General features: G+C 45.0%; 16 protein-coding genes. 8 read left to right on the plus strand and 8 right to left on the minus strand.

Going from position 1 to position 19,258, the window contains the following annotated elements; translation table 11 throughout:
* Window positions 1–56: 56 nt before the first annotated feature.
* The gene (locus tag AR334_RS24320; RefSeq protein ID WP_066319944.1) at window positions 57–4,175 is read right to left on the minus strand and encodes a phosphodiester glycosidase family protein; all 4,119 of its coding nucleotides are present in this window, start codon (window positions 4,173–4,175) and stop codon (window positions 57–59) included.
* Window positions 4,176–4,443: 268 nt separating this feature from the next.
* Complete coding sequence (locus AR334_RS24325) at window positions 4,444–5,733, minus strand: NCS2 family permease (protein ID WP_066319952.1); 1,290 nt, start codon at window positions 5,731–5,733, stop codon at window positions 4,444–4,446.
* A gap of 183 nt (window positions 5,734–5,916) precedes the next feature.
* Here AR334_RS24325 and AR334_RS24330 point away from each other — a divergent pair, with 183 nt between their 5' ends.
* Window positions 5,917–6,717, plus strand: coding sequence for a VOC family protein (locus AR334_RS24330; protein WP_066319963.1), 801 nt, complete (start codon window positions 5,917–5,919; stop codon window positions 6,715–6,717).
* Between the two features lie 46 nt (window positions 6,718–6,763).
* Here the strand turns inward: AR334_RS24330 and AR334_RS24335 are convergent, their stop codons facing one another.
* Together AR334_RS24335 and AR334_RS24340 are read right to left on the minus strand one after the other, a co-directional pair.
* Entirely contained in the window at window positions 6,764–6,952 is a 189-nt protein-coding gene (locus AR334_RS24335; protein ID WP_066319968.1) for a hypothetical protein, read from the minus strand.
* A gap of 118 nt (window positions 6,953–7,070) precedes the next feature.
* The gene (locus AR334_RS24340) at window positions 7,071–7,853 is read right to left on the minus strand and encodes a GNAT family N-acetyltransferase (protein ID WP_066320307.1); all 783 of its coding nucleotides are present in this window, start codon (window positions 7,851–7,853) and stop codon (window positions 7,071–7,073) included.
* A 152-nt stretch (window positions 7,854–8,005) separates the two neighbouring features.
* Here AR334_RS24340 and AR334_RS24345 point away from each other — a divergent pair, with 152 nt between their 5' ends.
* The 3 genes from AR334_RS24345 to AR334_RS24355 all read left to right on the plus strand — a co-directional run bounded on the left by AR334_RS24345 (window position 8,006) and on the right by AR334_RS24355 (window position 10,836).
* Window positions 8,006–8,689, plus strand: a complete 684-nt coding sequence (locus tag AR334_RS24345; protein WP_066319972.1) for a response regulator transcription factor — start codon at window positions 8,006–8,008, stop codon at window positions 8,687–8,689.
* Window positions 8,682–9,776 carry a cell wall metabolism sensor histidine kinase WalK gene (locus AR334_RS24350; protein WP_156431386.1) on the plus strand — a complete coding sequence of 365 codons (1,095 nt, stop codon included), beginning with the start codon at window positions 8,682–8,684 and terminating at the stop codon, window positions 9,774–9,776. Before AR334_RS24345 ends, AR334_RS24350 begins: the two co-directional genes overlap by 8 nt.
* 103 nt (window positions 9,777–9,879) lie before the next feature.
* Window positions 9,880–10,836, plus strand: a complete 957-nt coding sequence (locus AR334_RS24355; protein ID WP_066319977.1) for a D-alanyl-D-alanine carboxypeptidase family protein — start codon at window positions 9,880–9,882, stop codon at window positions 10,834–10,836.
* A gap of 46 nt (window positions 10,837–10,882) precedes the next feature.
* Here AR334_RS24355 and AR334_RS24360 read toward each other — a convergent pair whose 3' ends face one another.
* Window positions 10,883–12,082, minus strand: coding sequence for an MFS transporter (locus AR334_RS24360; RefSeq protein ID WP_066319980.1), 1,200 nt, complete (start codon window positions 12,080–12,082; stop codon window positions 10,883–10,885).
* A 222-nt stretch (window positions 12,083–12,304) separates the two neighbouring features.
* On the opposite strand from AR334_RS24360, the gene AR334_RS24365 reads away from it, so the two are divergent.
* Window positions 12,305–13,336 carry a fatty acid desaturase gene (locus AR334_RS24365; RefSeq protein ID WP_066319983.1) on the plus strand — a complete coding sequence of 344 codons (1,032 nt, stop codon included), beginning with the start codon at window positions 12,305–12,307 and terminating at the stop codon, window positions 13,334–13,336.
* Window positions 13,337–13,414: 78 nt separating this feature from the next.
* Window positions 13,415–13,951 carry a response regulator transcription factor gene (locus tag AR334_RS24370; protein WP_066319985.1) on the plus strand — a complete coding sequence of 179 codons (537 nt, stop codon included), beginning with the start codon at window positions 13,415–13,417 and terminating at the stop codon, window positions 13,949–13,951.
* 49 nt (window positions 13,952–14,000) lie between these two features.
* Here AR334_RS24370 and AR334_RS24375 read toward each other — a convergent pair whose 3' ends face one another.
* Window positions 14,001–14,591 carry a guanylate kinase gene (locus AR334_RS24375; RefSeq protein ID WP_066319987.1) on the minus strand — a complete coding sequence of 197 codons (591 nt, stop codon included), beginning with the start codon at window positions 14,589–14,591 and terminating at the stop codon, window positions 14,001–14,003.
* 407 nt (window positions 14,592–14,998) lie between these two features.
* Here AR334_RS24375 and AR334_RS24380 point away from each other — a divergent pair, with 407 nt between their 5' ends.
* Together AR334_RS24380 and AR334_RS24385 are read left to right on the plus strand one after the other, a co-directional pair.
* Window positions 14,999–15,544, plus strand: coding sequence for an RNA polymerase sigma factor (locus tag AR334_RS24380; RefSeq protein ID WP_066319988.1), 546 nt, complete (start codon window positions 14,999–15,001; stop codon window positions 15,542–15,544).
* The gene (locus AR334_RS24385) at window positions 15,534–16,646 is read left to right on the plus strand and encodes a DUF4179 domain-containing protein (RefSeq protein WP_066319990.1); all 1,113 of its coding nucleotides are present in this window, start codon (window positions 15,534–15,536) and stop codon (window positions 16,644–16,646) included. The genes AR334_RS24380 and AR334_RS24385 overlap by 11 nt, the downstream gene beginning before the upstream one ends.
* Before the next feature lie 50 nt (window positions 16,647–16,696).
* On the opposite strand, the gene AR334_RS24390 is transcribed toward AR334_RS24385, so the two are convergent.
* Window positions 16,697–18,619 carry an endonuclease MutS2 gene (locus tag AR334_RS24390; RefSeq protein ID WP_066319993.1) on the minus strand — a complete coding sequence of 641 codons (1,923 nt, stop codon included), beginning with the start codon at window positions 18,617–18,619 and terminating at the stop codon, window positions 16,697–16,699.
* Window positions 18,620–19,039: 420 nt separating this feature from the next.
* On the minus strand, window positions 19,040–19,162 hold the full coding sequence (locus tag AR334_RS29150) for an anti-repressor SinI family protein (RefSeq protein ID WP_082693096.1): 123 nt from the start codon (window positions 19,160–19,162) through the stop codon (window positions 19,040–19,042).
* Window positions 19,163–19,258: the final 96 nt, after the last annotated feature.

Here is a 19,258-nt window from a genome sequence, read left to right on the forward strand (position 1 = left end):
AAAGAAAGCAGGATGCCCATGTGAAAGGCATCCTGCTTTCTTCAATTCATATTAAATTATTCAGCCCCATCCAAGTCATAATCCTCGTTTACGACCGTAAACTCATCAATGACCTCACCCTCAGAGGTGACTGTCTTAATGGTGATCTGGTCTTTGTCGACCTTGGCCCTTAGAGAAACAGCGATGTTGTCCATATTGACATATTCAAACTTCTCATCGGCCACAGCATCATAGTGTTTCAGACCCGTTGTCCCGGAAACGATATACACCGTACCGTTCGGGTCGTCGACGCCATTTTTCAGCTTTTTCGTTCTGCCGTATGAATGATCATGACCGGAGAACACAATGTCTATCCCCAGCTCATCGACAACAGGCACCAATTTTTCCTTCATAATCTCATTTCCGCCAAACGGATTCGTAAAATATGGCGGCTTATGGGTAACAAGGATTTTCCAAGGCTTATCGGACTGCTTCACATCCTGCTTCAGCCATTCGAGCTGCTGCTCAAAAACCTTATTGTCGCTCGTAAACCCTAACACACTGATGTGTATATTATTGTAATCAACAGAATATGTGCCGCCCTTGTCAAGATCCGGGCCATTCCCAGGTGAGTTGAAAATCGCCTTCGCAGCTTGCGCATTGGCGTCTCCCATATATTCATGGTTGCCTAACGTCGCGACCAGATCGGTAGAGCGGATTCTATCATAGGTGCTAAGCGTACTTAACGCGTCATCCCATTGTTTAAACTTGGAAGCATCATCAATCAAGTCGCCGACATGGATCATGAACGCCAAATCATTGTTGTTTAAATCTCCCAGTATTTTATCCAATAAACTTAAATCAGATGGGGACTGGGTATCTCCCAAAACAGCAAACTCAAAGCTTTGCTTTCTTTTTAAAGTGTTAAATTCCTGCAGGTCGGTCCAGTTCTTGCCGTCACCGACGCGGTAAACGTAGGTGGTGCCTTGTTGCAGCTTCGTTAAGGTCACTTCATTTACCCGAACAATTCCGTTTTTCTTGATGTCCTGCTCCCCAGAGAAGACTTGGTCACTGGAAGAGCCAGTCTCTGTCTTCAGTGCCTTCTCTCCGTCCTTATCATAATCCTTTTTGCGGGCGTATTGGATGACGGCCGATTTACCATCTGCTAACGGACTCGACATCCAGGAAAAGCCTTTGGATTTATAAGGGTCGCCCACAGCTGTCGCAATCACATTTTTAAGTTCTGTCTTACCGGCGAAAGGCGGGTAGGTTTGCGTGTTGACTTTGAACGAATATTTTCCATCCTTCACGGCATATAAAGCGATTTTCTTCACTTCGTCCGTGATTGCATCAACCTTCAGAACTCCGTCACCATTGGTTTTTCCGAGCGAAACAGGGTCCTTCACACCTTCAATGGCCGCAAATACTTCCACATACTTGGCCATTTCTCCGCTGGCATCCTTTACCGCTATCATCGCCGGCTTTCCTAGCAAAATCGGTTCTGCCGTAACGGTGAACGCTCCAGACACTGCGATTTCTGCCGGTTTCATCGAATAGCTGGTGACGAAGCTGGCATCCTTTGGCTCTTTAAAGGCTAAATTCGCCTCGGTCACTTCGTAGGTTAATTTGCTGCCCTCTGATGTCGAATCCGAAATGCCGATTTGAATCACGGCCGCTTCGACTGCATCACTGCCTGCCCCGCTATTTACAAGATTGAGGTTCAGGATACCAGTGCCAGAATCATAACTGGAAGTGCTGTCCTTAAAGCTTTCGGAAAAATGAACACCTTTGACCGGGAACTCCTTATCAATCTGGAGTTTCAGCTGTGACCCCGAAATTTCCGCCGGTTTAGTTGCTTTCACGGCAACTTCAAACACGTCGCCTAGATAGGCTTTTTCCTGTACCGGTGTCAGCTCAATTTTGGCAGACCCGGTATTGACGGTAAAGTAAGCCGTTTTAATCGCCTGATTGCCAAACTTGTCAGGTACTAGCAGCGTTACCTTGTGGGTACCATCGGCAAACTTTAGTCCGCTTAATGAGACATAGCCATCCATATCATAGGAGAAGTGGCCGGCTGCTTTTGAAAAATCGACCCCATCGATTAAAATCCGTATTTTTCCCCAGTCAATTCCTGTTTTGAATGGATCGTCTTCATATTCTTTGACGTCGGCCCGAAGGTTGATGGCATTTGTCGTGAATCCTTTGCCTTCCACATTAATCGAGTCAATCACCGGAGCATATAAATCGTCGACCTTTTCTCCGTATACGGCCCTTATGTTATCGACAAAAAGGGTCCCTTTGGTCATCGGGCCGGTGATTCCCGACTTTGTTGACATTAGGCGGATGGTTTGTGTCCCAGACAGTTGATATGGACCTGTGAAGGATGACGGTATTTCGGCTTCGACATATTTCCAGCCAGTCCAATCGATGCCGGGCTGTTCCGTGGTTAAATTAATCGTTTGATTTTTATTGTTTCCATCGACTATCAGCATTCGCAGCCAGTAGCCCTGGGATTCCGGCGGTGCATACACCCACATGCCAATGCCAGTCGGCTCTCCTTCAATTGGGGTGTTCATTCCAGGGCCGGCGTAAACACCAAGTGTGGTTCCGGTTTGGGCACCTGTTAAATCGAAATCAAGCTTTAGTGATTGGTCACCGAACCGAACAGGCGCCGGATAGGTGGAGAGACCGACTGTCCCTTTTTCGCCGCGGCCAGCCGTGGAGGTTTTCCAACTGCCAAGCCCGTCTTCAAAATCGAATATCACCTTCGGCAGCATCCCTACAGAAACTTTAATTTGAGCCGTCAAATTTGAATCCTTTAAGCGGGCGGTAATCGTACCGGAAACATTTTGGTCGCCTGTGTGCAGCACACCGTTCTCATCGATTGTTCCCATTCCCTCAGGGATATCAAACTCTATATCATGTAAGCCCCATTTCAACGTTCGTTTTTGAAATTTTGCGATTAGACCTAAAGGCTGTTCGCTGTTTCTGGCTACAGTCAGTTCTTTTGAAGAAAAATATAATTCATTGGGCTTTTCGATTTCGATAATGGATTTCCCCACTTCTTGGCCTTGGTATTTCAGCAGTACATGGAACTGGCCAGTTTTGTCGCCTGAGGTAAACGTTCCATTTTCATTTATCGAGCCAAAAGAAGGATCTGATAATTCCCAGGTTAAACCAGAGCTAGGGAGCGGTGCGGATGCCAGTGATTTGTCCCTGCCCTTAGCGCTAAACTGAACTGTCGATCCCGGGGTAAAGGATTGGTCGTAAGGCTCGATGTGGGCGGAGTGGAAAATATGGTCCGAAGGCTCCTTCGTCACCACCAGCCATGAGTTAGCGACACTTCTTTCAGCGCGGTCTGATGGAGAATTATCCAACTGAAGCGCATCGCCGCCAAGTTCACGGGTTAAAAAGGTGGAAGAACCGCCGCCATCCAGGTTCAAGGCGCTTACCGCCCCTAAATCAATCATCAATTGGGCCAAATCCGGCATGGAAATCCCTATGGAATACAGCTCCTGCCTGCCATCAATGACGGCAAAGAACACATCTCCGTCAGCTTTTATCCCAACTGCTGTCCGCGGCTCCATGTCGGCACCGGTTTGAGGAGTTTGATAGATTTGGCCATTTTTTACGAGAATGGCATTGCCGCCGAGCGCCTCTTGAAGTTGATCCTTCACTGCAGCATAATCAGCATTGTTACCGATAACGGCTTCTCCGGACTTTTTAATCCCGAAAAAGTTCCACGAGGACGGGGCATTAGGCTTCACAGCATACCCATCTTTATACACGATCCCGTTTGGCTCGCCGGTCGCCATATTATAAAAATCTGCATTGACGGCGGCTACTACTCTATGATTTTCGCTGTCTGCTGCTGACGCCTGCTGTCTAACGGGCTGGAGGCCAAAGGTAGGGCCGTCATTAGGTGTCCCTGCTTCAATGGAGATGTTTGGATTATGTACATCGACCTCTACCACAAAACTCTCAAGCTTTTTTCCATCTTTTCCTTCGAAACTATAATGTTTTTCGGTGACGCCGTTGGCAAGTTCTGCCTTGTACTGATTAATAGGTGTTTGGACAATTGCGGAATGTAAATCAAAGGTGCCCAGTGCGGATGTAAGACTTGGTGAAAGGGTGCTGCCTGCAAGGATGAATGCCAGCATCGCGGGCAAAATTTTCTTTTTCCAACGTTTCCTCATCGTTCTCCTCCTCAATCTTTTTGGCTTTTAGAATAGTAAACTAGTATACCTCCTCCTTTTTAGCTAGGGGTGAAATTTTATTTCAAAAAATCACCTTATATAGTAAACATTATTACTTATGGTATTTTTAGGATAGTGATAAAACGCCTATGTTTAGAAAAGTTTTATCTAAGAAAATGGTGCTGCACGCCTAGGAAAAATGACACGAACTGGAAAATGAAAAAGCCGAAGATACACGGTCGTGTATCTTCGGTTTCTAGGGTAATCCTTACCCAACCGAATGCAGCAAGAAATTGGTCAGGAACAGGAACGATATAATATAGATTGATAGGGAAAGCTGTTGTTTTTTGTTGGTAAACAGCTTTACCAGTGGGTAAGCGATAAATCCGAACGCGATTCCATCAACGATGCTGTAGGTTAGCGGAATCATAATAATCACCAAAAATGCTGGAAATGCCTCGGTAAAATCGGTGAAATCGATATTGACGATATTGGTCAGCATCAGCCCGCCGATAATAATTAGGATTGGCGCAATGGCTGTTGCAGGTACCATTTTGATTAATGGCATGAAGAATAGTGATGCCAGGAATAGCAATCCTGTTACCACCGAGGTTAACCCTGTTCTTCCGCCTGCCGTAATTCCTGCCGCGGTTTCCACCGTAGAAACCGACGGACTTGTGCCGAACAGGCCGCAGACAATCGTTGATATAGAGACAGCTTTAAGCGACTTCCCGTTCTTTTCCGGTGCCTTGAGCATACCGTCCACCTGCGAATGCAAAAGGCCGATATTTTCAAAAACAAGCACTAACACTAATGAAAAGGCCGCTGTCCAGAACGGAATGGTGGCAATTTTTCCAAAATCGACACTGAGGAAGACATCTTTGTATTCCGTGAAGGAAACCAAGCCGCTATCGATTCCCGAAAATCGAACCAGACCGAAAAAGTAGGAAACAATTGTCCCAAGGATGATGCTAATTAAGAAATTCCCTGGCACCTTTTTTAAAAATAAAAACAACGTGATGACCAGGTTGATCAATGAAGCAAGAACAACGGGCGATGCCAAATTGCCGAGCGCGACGAAGTTCGTCGGGTTCCCCACGATGATCCCGCTTTTTTGCAAGCCGATGAAGGCGATGAATAGGCCAATCCCGACGGAAATCGATTCTTTTAACGAAGTTGGAATTGCCCTTGATAAGATGGTTGATAATTTCGTAAAGGCAACAATCACGAACAGGATGCCGGAAATAATAACGGCTCCGAGTGCCTCCATATAGTTTAACCCCATTGAACCGACAATCGTATAGGTGAACAAGGCGTTTATGCCCATCCCTGGAACGATAATCAATGGCGCGTTGGCGATAAACGCCACTAAGAAACAGCCAACCAGCGAGGCAAGGACGGTTGCGATAATTCCGGCTTCAAGCGGAATTCCCGCATCCTGGAGGATACTCCCGTTAACGGCAATAATATAGACGATTGAAAAAAACGCCGTTAATCCCGCGACAACCTCCTTTTTCAAATTCGTACCATGCTGCTTAAGTTTGAAAACTCCCTTCATTTTTAATCACACTTTCTTGTGTGTCCCTCTCCCACCCGCATTAAGTTTAATAGTTTTTTTCGTTAACTTATGCCGGGGATTATTATAACACAGAATTTGGGAGAGGCAATCAATGGAGGTGATTTCCAATTTTTTGCGTAGTAAAATGAGTAATAGAAACGAACATAGGATGAGGTGTCTCATATGCAATTTTCATTCGATCATTTGGTTTGGTTTGCCAAGAAGCCGGAGGATGCCATCGCCCCGCTTGAACAGTTGGGAATACGTGTAATCCCGGGCGGCAGGCATGAAACGTGGGGTACATATAATACACTGAGCTATTTTGGGTTAAGCTATCTCGAGTTTTTGGGAATACAAGACCTGAAACTGGCGGAAACTCACCACGAGAACCGCCTCATAACCCACATCGTAGAGCGGCTCCCCAAAGAAAACGGCGAGGGCCCAGCGACCATTGCGATTCGCACAGACAGAATGGAGGAATTGGCGGAAAGGCTGAAACAGAAAGGTTTGACTGTTTACGGCCCCATTCCCGGAGAGCGGGTCCGCACCGATGGGCAAACAATCAGATGGTCGCTGTTATTTCCGGAACTCGACTCTCAGGGGCAGAAGCTGCCGTTTTTTATCCAATGGGAAAAATCCGATGAGGAACGCTTGGCGGAATTTCAGGAGCAGGGTCTGCTTAACGAGCAGCCCAAATTTGAAAGTGTAGGTTTTGCTGTTCATGATCTCGAAAAAACTACAGCAATCTGGGGTAAACTCCTCAATCTTAACCCGACCGAGGAATTCAACGACCATAACCTGAATGCCGGATGTAAAAAATTAACCCTGCAGGGAACAGAACTGCTGTTTTGCAGCCCGCTTGGGGATGGCCCAGTAGCTGACGTACTCAAACAAAAAGGCGAAACACCTTTTCTGATTGCGTTATCCGAAACAAGGCAAACTCAATTTTTAGAAATGCTGAACGGCTACTGGCAGTTCCAATAAAAAATCAAACCCCACCTCGTCTGAAAATCATGAAGTGGGGTCAACTTTAAGCTTTCTCAGGAACTTGCTTTTCCCGCTCCAGCTCAAACGCTGTGACAATATAAGCAAATCCGTTCATCAAGAAATAAATCACATTGGATTGTACCCGTTCTGATTCCCCTAAATAGGTGTTTGCAATGATGAAAAATGAATACAAAACGACAAAGAATAATGCGATTTTGTTAAAGATAGCCATCTGTATACAACCCCTTTACTAGGATACTTATTTAAGCATATTTGTCTTTAGCCTATTTTATGCAAAAGGCCGGACCATCCGTGCTTGAAAGTATCCTAACAAAGGGAAATCTTGGATCCTATCGATACATCGTCCACATGCCGATATCCTTAAAGCCTAACCGCTTATAAATGCGTCCCGCCTCCGGGTTATCGTAAAACAGGCAAAGCGTTTTCCCTTCGTCGAGGACAACTTTGAACAGTTTTTGCATAATGGCTGTCGCCAGGCCCTGACGGCGATATTCTTTGTGAGTGCAGACGCCGACAATCATTGCCGAGATGGAATTTTCCGCAGTCGTCGAGACACAAGCTGTCATTACATCTTGGTCCTCAGTATAATAGGTTCTGCCAGTCTTGGATTCCATCGCCTGCTGCAGCATGGCGCGGGCATCGCTGCGAATATGGAATTCCTCAATAGTTTGGCGAAGCTCGATGATTCTGTCTACATCCTCAAGAGTTGCCTGGTTAATTTCAGCTTCATTGGTGCCCAGGTTTTCATCAGAGCGGCACTCGGCAAAGTAGGTTACTTGTTTCGGACCAAGTTGCAGTTCCCCAGAAGCTTCAAATTTTTCCACAATATCGGACTTCCCGGATAGGAGAATTGGTTGGTTGAATTGTTTCATGATGGAAACAAACCCGGTTAAATCGAATTCCTCTTTTGCATAGGGAATGAACGATTGATGGTATCTTAAAAGCACGGCCTTAATTGAGTTCTGTTCGTCAAATTGCCCCCAAAGCTCCTGAAACTCCGAGGAGTATCCGAACGCCTCGATGTCTCCGATGATAAAAAGATTGATAGAAGGTTCTTCGCTTAAAAAAGCAAGCACCTGCTCATGGTCGCGCTCTGTCAGTTTTCTGATCATGATAAATTCCCCCTTTACTTTTAATAGATTAAAGTTATACCTTGTGAAATTCAAGCCATTTTTTGGGCAAACTTCCAATAAGTGCATCACCCCCTACATAACTGCTATACTTGTGGTGATTATTCCAAAAAATTCCCCAGGGAGACTAGAAAATGAGACATATTTTAATAGTCGATGATGATAGAGAGATTGTGCAGTTGATTGCAATTTATTTGCAAAATGAAAGTTTTAGGGTTTCCAAGGCTTTTAATGGAGAGGAGGCCTTGGCAATTGTTGACCGGGAAAAAATTGACCTGATGATATTGGACGTGATGATGCCGAAACTGGATGGGTTGGAAGTGTGCCGGAGAGTTCGGGCCAGGAATCACGTCCCGATTTTGATGATCAGCGCCAAATCGGAGGATATCGATAAAATCACCGGATTGATGAGCGGAGCCGATGATTATTTGACCAAACCATTTAATCCGCTGGAATTGGTGGCCCGTGTGAAAACGTTGATACGCCGGGCCTATCTTTATCAAGAAGAGCAGCGTGAAGATGAGGTGATACGGCTCGGGAACCTTGTAGTGAACAAGACGTTCCATAAAGTAACGGTAAACGGGGAGACCATTTCCTTAACGGCAAAAGAGTTTGACATCCTCTTTCTAATGGCTTCCCACCATGGGCGGGTTTTTAGCAGCGAGGAGATTTTTGAGCAAGTTTGGAAGGAACGTTATTTTCAAGCTAACAATACAGTCATGGTCCATATTAGCAATTTGCGTGAGAAGCTGGAAAAAGAACTTGGCTACAAGCTGATCAAGACCATTTGGGGAGTGGGATATAAAATTGATGGCTAAAAAATCGGCTTCTCCATTTGTCAGGCTGCTTGTCGTTGTCGTTATCTGTGTCCTGAGCGCCGCGGCGTCCACTGCCTTGCTCGGGTACCTCGCCAAGGTGGCCTATTTCAATGTCAAGTTCCCATCGGAACTGAATTATTTCATTACCCAAACCTATGCAACCTATGGATTTTGGAATCTATTCTTTATCGGAACGGCAATACTAACACTTCTATTCTTTGCCTTTTGGATGGTAAACCAGATTGCATACTTTAAACTGATCAGTCAATCGATTGAAAAATTGGCAGAAGGGCAGTTTGATCTTGAACTTCCGGTTAAAAGACGGGGGGGATTAACGGAAGTTGCCCAAAATCTGAATCAGGTGAAGGGGCAGCTGGAGGCGTTAATTGAAGAGGAAAAGCGGGCCATCCGTTCGAAAAACGAACTGGTGACCAATGTTTCGCACGATTTGCGGACCCCTTTGACCTCGATTATCGGCTATTTGCGGTTAATCGAGGAGGACCAGTACCAGGACGAAGTGGAACTTCGCTATTATGTCGATATTGCCCATGAAAAAGCAAAACGGCTGAATCTCATGGTCAATGATTTATTCGAATTTACCAAGATCAATAACCGGGAAGCGGTGCTCCAACCTGTTCGCTTTAGTTTAACGGAACTGCTGCGCCAGCTTTCAGCGCAATTTATTCCCGAACTAAAAGCAGCAGCGATGGAGATGGAACTGCATGCTCCCGAACAGGAAATCATGCTCGAGGCGGATCCGGATAAATTGATGCGGGTGTTCGAAAACCTAATCTCGAATGGAATAAAGTATGGCCGTGATGGTAAAAAAATCGACCTATTTGTCGAGGCTAACGAGAATCAAGCTATTGTGAAGGTGGCCAATTACGGGGAACCGATTCCTGCCCAAGCGCTGCCATTCATTTTTGAAAGAATGTACCGCATCGAGCAGTCACGGTCAGAAGTGACCGGCGGCACCGGACTCGGGCTGGCGATAGCCAAAGGGATTGTGGAGATGCACAACGGAGACATGACCGTCACAAGCAATGAACGGGAGACGGTTTTTCAGGTGCGTTTGCCAAGACATTAAAGACTGCTTAAGTAATCTTTAGGTTTTCTTTAGGTTTAGTTTCAGTTCTCTTTAGAAATAATGGCTATATTTGGGTAAGACATTATTTCTGGGAGTGCTTTTTATGAAAAAAATAAAAACGATAATTATAGGATTAATTGTCTGCGTTATGTTAGTTCTGGGGCTGCAAGGCATGCTAGCACCGCCGGATAACCAGCAGCTGCAGCAAACACAGCCTAATGAACTGAAACTGAAGCAAACAGAGCCGGATGATGTGAAGCTGCAGCAAACAGATAACCGAAGCATATTCATTAGAGGAGAGGCGGGTCTATTGCTTGAAATGGACTCCGGTAAGGTCCTTTATGAAAAGAACAAACATAAGCGGTTGTTTCCGGCAAGCACGACGAAAATTTTGACCGCGTTACTGGCAATTGAAAATGGCAATCTGGATCAGCAGATTACAGTTGGCAAAGAGGTTCGGGTAAAAACACCCGGTGAAAGCACGGCATGGCTGCGGGAAGGACAGGTCCTCACCCTAAGGGAATTATTGGCTGGGTTAATGCTGCCTTCCGGGAATGACGCGGCCCGAACCATCGCCATCTATACGGCAAAAACAAAGGGAGGCCGTCTTTCGGAAGAAGAGGCGCTGGATTATTTTGTTGACATGATGAATGAGCGGGCGAAAAGACTGGGCGCGGAGGATTCTCATTTTATGAATCCAAATGGATTGCATCATCCAAACCACTATTCGACGGCCCATGATTTGGGCTTGATTGCAAAAGCGGCCATGGTGAATCCCGCTTTTAAAGAGATTGTCAGCAGCAAGATTTTTTCCGATGAAAGGATTACATACCAAAATCGAAATCAGCTGCTTGATGACAATGGCCCATTTTACTTTGAAGGAGCCAACGGCATCAAGACCGGGTTTACCAACGAAGCTGGCTACTGCCTGGTATCATCTGCCGAACGGAACGGGAGCAGATTCATTGCCGTCGTCTTAAAGTCTGACAAAGACAATATTTGGAATGACTCTATTTCCTTATTAGAGACGGGATTTGCATCAGAATACGTCAAAAAGTAATCTAATTAAAGGCACCTTCCACTTTTGTGGTTGGTGCCTGAAAAATTTATACAAACCTGTTGCGCCCAGATAACATACTAAAGAACATGACCAGAATGGAGATGAGAATCAAGGTAATCAACGGCATGGTCCATAAATGGGTGGCATCATATAAAATGCCTATCAATGAAGGTCCGACCGCCGCCAAAATGTAGCCGGTGGATTGGGCCATCCCTGATAACTCAGCGGCTTGGCCAGCATTTCTGGCTCGAAGTCCAATGTAGCTTAATGCCAAAGGAAAACTGCCACCGAGGGTAATCCCGATGAAAAGAATGCTTCCATATAAAATGACAGGGGACGAGCCTAACCATAAAGCTGTATAACCGACAAGCGAGCACAAGCTTAGCGTAAAAGCAATCCATACTTGTGAACGAAACCGTCCTGCAATGACAGGGATGAAGAAGCTCGCCGGCAGCCCGATTAGCTGCGTAATAGAAAGCATCCAGCCTGCTTTCTCCATGCTCATGCCATGGCTATGCAAAATTTCCGGGAGCCATGAAATCGTCACGTAAAATAAAAACGACTGAAACCCCATAAAGGCTGCCACCTGCCAGGCAAGCGGCGAGCGCCACACCCCGGTGGAACCAGACTGAGTTCTGTTAATTTCTTTCCGATTTCCTTGAATTCTTTTTACAAGGGCAGCCCAGACAAAAATAGCTGCCAGGGCCGGAATTCCCCAAATAAGCAACGATCCCTGCCAGCCCAAGTTCATGCCGACGGCCAATGGAACGCTGACCCCTGACGCCAATGAGGCAATCAACCCCATCGAGGTCGAATACACACTTGTCATCAGCCCGAACTTTTGCGGGAATTTATCTTTGCAGATGGCCGGCAGCAGCACATTTCCAATCGCTATCCCGACGCCAATTAAAATGGTGCCGGAGAACAGGAAAAGTGTCAGCGGGACGGAGCGAATCCCGATTCCTGCGAGCAGAATGACCAATCCTGCAAGCAATGTCAGCTCATTAGAGATCCGCCCGGCGATTTTCGGCACAAGCGGTGACATAATAGCAAACACAATTAACGGCAGGCTCATCAACAAACCTGCGCTCCAGTGCGCCAGCCCGACATCCTTCTGAATCATGCCGATAAGCGGCCCCAACGAGGTAATCGTCGGGCGTAGATTAAACGCCATTAGGACAATCCCGGCAACAAGCAAATAAATATATAACGATTTCGGTTGAGCATACTCTTTTTGCAACTCCACTCGAAGAACCTCCCAAGCTGAAAAACTTTTTAAATTATAACATAAAAGGGGGCAGCCCACAGTATGTCCCCCCCTGCCGCGGCTCTATTGCGGTTTCTTCCGATTGGTGTATTTGCATATATGACATTTATCATGCCCAGCACATGACACCTGCTACTAACAATATAGATTTTCTTCGTTCATAATGATGTTAACGACACTACGAGAAGGGAATTTGATTATATGACAGTAGAAAATACGAAAAATTTGAGAAAACAAGTTGCCCCTTTTGAAAAGGCAACGGCAAAAGAAAGTGTTTGGCAAATGATCAACACAATCGGACCATTTTTTATCCTATGGTACCTTGCCTATATAAGCCTATCCGTTTCCTATTTGTTAGCATTAGTTCCAATCGTGATGGCTGCCGGCTTTTTAGTAAGGGTATTCATTATTTTTCACGACTGTACCCATTATTCCTTTTTCAAAAGCCGCCGCGCCAATCGAATTGTTGGAACATTTACGGGTGTTTTAACGTTATTCCCATTTGAGCAATGGGGGCATGACCATGCCATCCACCATGCGACAAGCGGAAACTTGGATAAGCGGGGGACAGGGGACATTTGGACCCTTACCGTGGATGAATATTTGGCTGCACCGTTAAAACTACGATTAGCTTATCGTTTTTACCGCAATCCTTTCGTTATGTTTGGCTTGGGGCCAATTTATCAATTCCTGCTTAAAAACAGATTTAACCATAAAGGTGCCAAACAAAAGGAACGTAACAATACCTATTTAACGAATATTTTAATCGTTGCTTTCATAGGATTACTATGCTGGACAATTGGTTGGCAGTCGGTTCTGTTGATTCACGGTTCTATCTTCATGATTGCAGGGGCAGCAGGCATTTGGTTGTTTTACGTGCAGCACACGTTTGAAGATTCTTATTTCGAAGAAGACAAAAATTGGGAATATGTCAAAGCTGCTGTGGAAGGAAGCTCCTTCTATAAACTTCCAAAAGTTTTGCAATGGGTCACAGGAAATATTGGCTTTCATCATGTGCACCATCTAAGCCCAAGGGTGCCAAACTATAAACTTGAAGATGCGCACAATAACACGCTTCCTTTAAAAAATGTACCAACTATAACACTTGCAACAAGCTTAAAATCATTGCGTTTCCGTCTATGGGATGAGGAAAATAAGAATTTTGTAAGTTTCAAGGAAGTGAAAGGCTTAGCAAAAAGCAGTGTTTCAACCCAAGTAAAACCTGAACTATAAACAACACCATTTAAGGTAGACTCTCCTTAATGGGGGAGTCTCTGCTAAGTACATCTGCCAGATAAGGAGAGAACATCAATGATTACAATTGTCATTGCAGAGGAACAAGAAATGCTGTTAGGGGCAATTGAGTCCCTGCTTAATCTGGAAGATGATTTGAAAGTGGTAGGGCAGGCCAGCAATGGAGAAGAGGCTATAGCGCTTGTGCGTCGGCTACAACCGGATGTTTGCATCATGGATATGGAGATGCCTGAAAAGAGCGGACTTGAAGCGGCGGAAGCTTTAATGTCGGTTGGATGCAAGGTCATTATTTTGACAACCTTTGCAAGGAAAGGCTATTTTGAGCGGGCAGTAAAGGCAGATGTCAGGGGCTATTTATTAAAAGACAGTCCAAGCGAGGAGTTAGCAAGCTCGATTCGCAACATTATGGATGGTGAGCGAATTTTTTCCTCCGAACTTATCGACGAAGCTTCTGGCGTATTCGAAGGAGAAATGGCAGGACGGCTGGAGAATCCCAGCATTCATCAAACCTCTATTCAGAAAAGAAACACAATCGGAATGGTTAGAAATTATTTTTCAACCATCATGGAAAAAATAAAGCAGCCAACAGGATAACAGGCATCATCCACTAGCTGGATGGTGCCTGTTTGTATTTTTACTGGATTTAATAATCGGTAACAGTGAGGTTTCGGTCCAAATAGGATTCAATTAATTCGCTTACTTGGTAAGAAACCTGCGGGGAATCAAAATTTTCAAATGCGTGTTCACAGTTGTTTTTATAGCCCATTGTTTCGTCATAGTGGCTCATATGCCTCTCGATAACTTCATCGCTGTCCTGCCGAATTTTTTGCCTTTCAATGACCGTGTCGCGATCAGCATATACAAAAATCCGTACGACATGATTACCGTACATTTGTTTCAATTTTTCGGCGCCTTCGGGATTCAATGTTAAATAAACGAGTTGATGGTTTTTAAAGGCATCAACGATATCCTGTTCACGAATGCCATAATGGATGCCGTCGATTTCAACGCTTTCGATAAATTCTTGCTGTGCTTGCATCTGCTTGAAGGTTTCTTCTGTGACAAAGTGATAGTCTTCGCCATCTTGTTCATAATGCCTAGGGGAACGTGTAGTGTAGGAGAGGACAGTTTCCATGTCAAACGCGGTTGCGACCATTTTCGCAATCGTTTTTCTTCCGGAGCCATCGGGTCCTGTATAAACGAATATCAGTTCTTTTCCTTTGATTTGGTACATAGAAGGGCCTCCTTTTAAATTGGATGAAAACAGTAAAACGACCTTTTATCTGAGGAGAATTATCAAAGGTGAGGTGGGTCTGCTATTATTATAGCAAAACGTCAACCCATTGGGAAAGTTTGGATTGGAAAAGTAAGAAAAAGGTACCAGGAGTTTTTTTGAGAAGGAGATTCTATAGTACCTAGGTATGACTGGTTTGTCTAAATTGTGAACTTTGTAGATATATTTAAAAAATTGTAGATATATTTGAATAATTGTAGATATCCATCAAAAATTTGTAGATATCTTTGAAAAATTGTAGATATCGGATGCTGGCTTCTTTAATCATTTTTTCAAATTCATGCAACGATTTTACAATTATTAAGGTCGTACTCTATAGAAAGATACCGAGGGGATGTGGTTGCTGCTTGGGTGCTAACGATAACGAATATAACATTGAAAGCCCGGTGGATTTCACAAGATTTTGTGAGGATGTCGGCCCCGAAGCGTTTCGCTTAGCGATGTATTGGGCAGGGAATAGGAGCGAAGCAGAAGATATTGTCCAGGAAGCGTTTTTGCGAACCTGGAAATCAGGTAAAGATGCCCGCATGAACTTAAAAGGCTGGTTTTTCCGTGTATTGTGGCATGTCTTTCTTGATAAAAGAAAAAACGCTAACCGAGAAACGGTGCAAGATGTAAGTTGGAAGAGTTTGGATATGCATACGCCCTATGAGAAGGTAAATGACCGTGAGGAAATTGATTGGCTTCTCCAAACGGTTTCAGAGAACGACCGTCATCTGCTTGCGATGCACTATTGTACAGATTTAACTTTTCGGCAGATTGCCGAAATCACAGGGATGCGGGAAGGAACGATTAAATCGCGAATTCACCGGACCCTTAAATCGATACGGAAACAACTGCCTAAGGAATACAAAAATCACTACGGGAAGGAGCGGACAAATCATGAATCATGACCCTGCCAAATTTGGGACAGGAAGTGACCCAATTGAAATAGAAATGGATGCCAGGCTAAGAAACTATTTTCAAAAAGAGATCAGCCATTATCCTGATTTCGCTAAAATGGCGGAACAAGCCATGGCAGAAGGCGATGCCATGCCAGCCACAAGTGTTAGGGCGCACACAAAAACAAAATCTTGGCATCAACCGGTAAAAAGAATGTTCCTCACTGCAGCAGCACTAGTATTCGTGTTTGGCATGCTGAAGTTAAGCTTCTATACCATTCCAAGGTGGCAGGCATTTGCCTATGCGGCAGTTCAGTCCATCCCATTTGCAGACCATCTTATATCCGAACAGGATGTCGGCCTGCTGCGGGAGGCGGAAAAAGGGAATATTCAGACGCGGCAGCTGACAGCAACGGTTGACCGGTTCCGTATCGACATCCTCGGAACCTATGCCGACAGCAACCGCACCGTTGTATTTTTTCAACTATATCCTCCGGAGGTAAAGCCTTATGCAGAGAAAGGAAGCTGGATGCCGGAGAATATAAGATTAGTCGATCAATTTGGTATATCCCGTGACAAGTCCTATAGCGTGAGTTTGGATACTAATACTTATAAGGGAAATATTGAATTCTCTGCTGTCCCGGGCTGGTTACGTACTCTTGGCGTCCGGTTCCAGTTAGAAATAGGGGCATTGAATTGGACAAGTGACAAGGCCGATTTTTCAACAAATAAGACAGGGCCTTGGACAATGGAATGGGTGCAGGAATGGCGGGATGCCGAGAAAACGATTCATCCAGGAGCCACTGTATCCAATGAGGAAGTAGTAATAAAGCTTAACAAGGTAACATTGACCCCAAGTTCAACAAAGTTAGATTATACAGCACAATATAAAAAATCCGTCGCACAAGAAAATTTGGAAATGTACCTTGAAAAAGCCTTAGACGGCACTCGTTATCCATTCCTTTCCAGCGGTTTTAGAACAAGCGGATTTACTAAGGCAGGAACGGGGGATATCCTTTTTCCGCCGCTTGACGGAGCCGGTGACTATCGGTTCATCATCAAGCGTACAGATGGGGTCGAAGGAGAATGGATCCTTCCGTTTACGGTTCAATGAAACAGGGGACGGTTCGCTGCTTCTATTGAAGAGCAAACCGTCCCTTTGTTTCAATCATGTTCAATCGTGATGTTTTCGTCATGTCGTTTTGAGAGAATTTTGCTTTTCTTGCGATTTTCTTTCGTTTCAAAAATAATGTCAAAATCATAGTCTTCCGGATAAAGTTCGCTGGAAGCAATGTAAAGGTTGATTCGTTTATGGTTGACCGTCTGCTTCTCGCCTTTTATCTGGACAACATAGTTGCCAAGCTGGTCCGGCCCCGTATAAACAATGCCAAACTCACCGCTAGGCGAGATTTTTACGTTATCTCCTTGGCGGTAGTGCGTTACCTTCATTTCTGTCTTCACGGCCTTCGGTTTGTCTTTGTACTTATTGACGATGATTTGCTTTTCCAAGTCACGCCGCTTCCAGGCGTCCATTGCCTCGATTTGATACTCTTTCTCTTCTTTATAGGTAATGGCGTGGGCCCGTTCAATGATTTTTGGATGCATGCCCAGTTTTAAGGCGATAGCAAACGCTTGGCTCTCGCCACCGCGGCCAATAATTAACCGGTAAGTAGGGCTTAAAGTGGTCAAATCAAATTCCATCGAGCCGTTAATAAATCCTTCATGTATCTCGGCAAATTCTTTGATCTCGCTGTAATGGGTTGTTGCAAAAATGATGGCGCCTTTTTCATACAGCATCTCGAGGATGGAGGTTGCCAAACCCATTCCTTCACCTGGGTCCGTGCCAGAACCGAGTTCATCCAGCAGTACCAGGGTCCGGGGGTTGGTTTCTTTTAAAATTTCAATAATATTGACGATCCTTGAGCTAAACGTACTCAGATTGTCGGCAATGCTTTGCCCATCGCCGATATCGACGAGGATCCGTTCAAAGATACTGATCCTACTCTCCTTTGCGGCCGGAATATGCAAGCCGCATTGCACCATCAACGTTAGCAATCCGACTGTTTTAATCGTCACCGTTTTACCCCCGGTGTTCGGCCCGGTAATCACCAGTGCCCGCTGCCCCCCGGTCAACCGAACCGATAGCGGGACTGCTTTTTCTCCCAAAAGCGGGTGACGTGCTTCGATCAATTGAATTTCGCCGGATTCATCAATACCGACATTGGTTCCGTTGATTGCTCGGCTATACTTGGCCTTGGCGAATAAAAAGTCATAATGGACCATGGTTTCAACAGCCAGGCGGAGCTGGTGTTCCTGTTCCTCGACCAAGCCGGTCAGGTAGCTCAACACCTTTTGCTCTTCGATTTCTTCGTCGGCCAGCAGCCAGGTTAATTGATCTTGAAAAATCGCAATTTCTTCCGGCTCAATAAACAAGGTGGCACCAGAGGCAGAGGAGTCAAGCACGGTTCCTTTTATTTTTGTCCGGTACTCTTTTTTAATCGGAATCACATAGCGCCCGTTCCGTTGGCTCACAACAGTTTCCTGCAGATACGCCTTATACTTGTTGGAGCGTACCAGTTGGAGCGTTTTTTCCTTTAACCGTTCCTCCTGAATCGTGATTTGTTTTCTGATTTTTAATAATTCTTTGCTTGCGTAGTCGTCGACTCGGCCATTGCGGATGCACCGGATGATTTCACTGGCCAGACCGGGCAGTTCATCGATTGCATCGATATATGCTGTCACCCTTGGTGCAATATATTCCTTATCCTTCATATACCGGCGCATCTTGCCGCAGCATTCCAAGAAATCATAAAGCTTCATGAATAAATCGGCCTTTAACACGGCCCCTTTATTCAGATTCCCCAGTAGCTGCTCCATTCCGTCCAACCCGTGAACCGGAACGCTGGCGCTCTTTTTCAAAATCTCGACTGCTTCCGATCCTTCATCCAGCCATGCTTCGATTTGCCGTTTATTGGAAGAAGGTGTCAGGCACCCGATTTTGGTCTTGCCTTCCTTCGTCAACGCGTATTGGGCGATGGTGTTCTTGATTTGATTAAAGTCCAATGTGTCAAATGTATGCTGATTCAACTTGAATTCCTCCTAAAAAATAAAAATAGCCGCAATGAACAATGTCATTGCGGCTTTCATACATGGGGGAGTCGACTACCGCCCATGTCCATACCTAAATTAATCCAAAATAAAAACTGTCTACAAAAAATGTACACAGCAGCATTGGAAGAAAGAATGTATGCCTATGTCTGCCATTGTTCTTAACCTCATTCCCAAACCATCGTCAAATAAACCTTCATCGTCTTATTTTAAAAAACGAAAAGGCCTGATGGGAATGAATCTATCCAATTGATTGGATTAGTTAAGAACGACACCTAACATATAACATACTCCTTTTACAGAAAAACAATATTTACCTTTAAAAGATACAACAGGATGAAAGTGCTGTCAATGGGCGCTGCACGAGTCGGGCACGAAAGGGGCACTCCCCATACAGTGTTACTTTGTCAACACCTGGCTTTCCCTGTTTGAATTTTGCTCTAAAAACTCTTTAATTTCTTCAACTGTCAGGCCCAATTGTTTTGCTTCCATAATGAGCTCAATCCATTCCTGATCTAGCATGGAACAGCCACTCCTTCCATTTTTTCAGCCTTCCAACATTTACTACTACGAATGTACTACTTCTACGATATAGCAAATAGGTTAAAAATAGGTTAA

This window comes from Bacillus sp. FJAT-29814 (assembly GCF_001510715.1).
In the GTDB taxonomy this organism is placed as follows: domain Bacteria; phylum Bacillota; class Bacilli; order Bacillales; family Cytobacillaceae; genus Neobacillus.

What these genes read in the sequence shown, in the direction of transcription:
- AR334_RS24370 (WP_066319985.1), top strand. Translation starts at nt 13,415, where the DNA reads ATGATTACAATTGTCATTGCAGAGGAACAAGAAATGCTGTTAGGGGCA.
- AR334_RS24320 (WP_066319944.1), bottom strand. Translation starts at nt 4,175, where the DNA reads ATGAGGAAACGTTGGAAAAAGAAAATTTTGCCCGCGATGCTGGCATTC.
- AR334_RS24365 (WP_066319983.1), top strand. Translation starts at nt 12,305, where the DNA reads ATGACAGTAGAAAATACGAAAAATTTGAGAAAACAAGTTGCCCCTTTT.
- AR334_RS24335 (WP_066319968.1), bottom strand. Translation starts at nt 6,952, where the DNA reads ATGGCTATCTTTAACAAAATCGCATTATTCTTTGTCGTTTTGTATTCA.
- AR334_RS24355 (WP_066319977.1), top strand. Translation starts at nt 9,880, where the DNA reads ATGAAAAAAATAAAAACGATAATTATAGGATTAATTGTCTGCGTTATG.
- AR334_RS24385 (WP_066319990.1), top strand. Translation starts at nt 15,534, where the DNA reads ATGAATCATGACCCTGCCAAATTTGGGACAGGAAGTGACCCAATTGAA.
- AR334_RS24345 (WP_066319972.1), top strand. Translation starts at nt 8,006, where the DNA reads ATGAGACATATTTTAATAGTCGATGATGATAGAGAGATTGTGCAGTTG.
- AR334_RS29150 (WP_082693096.1), bottom strand. Translation starts at nt 19,162, where the DNA reads ATGCTAGATCAGGAATGGATTGAGCTCATTATGGAAGCAAAACAATTG.
- AR334_RS24340 (WP_066320307.1), bottom strand. Translation starts at nt 7,853, where the DNA reads ATGATCAGAAAACTGACAGAGCGCGACCATGAGCAGGTGCTTGCTTTT.
- AR334_RS24375 (WP_066319987.1), bottom strand. Translation starts at nt 14,591, where the DNA reads ATGTACCAAATCAAAGGAAAAGAACTGATATTCGTTTATACAGGACCC.
- AR334_RS24325 (WP_066319952.1), bottom strand. Translation starts at nt 5,733, where the DNA reads ATGAAGGGAGTTTTCAAACTTAAGCAGCATGGTACGAATTTGAAAAAG.
- AR334_RS24330 (WP_066319963.1), top strand. Translation starts at nt 5,917, where the DNA reads ATGCAATTTTCATTCGATCATTTGGTTTGGTTTGCCAAGAAGCCGGAG.
- AR334_RS24350 (WP_156431386.1), top strand. Translation starts at nt 8,682, where the DNA reads ATGGCTAAAAAATCGGCTTCTCCATTTGTCAGGCTGCTTGTCGTTGTC.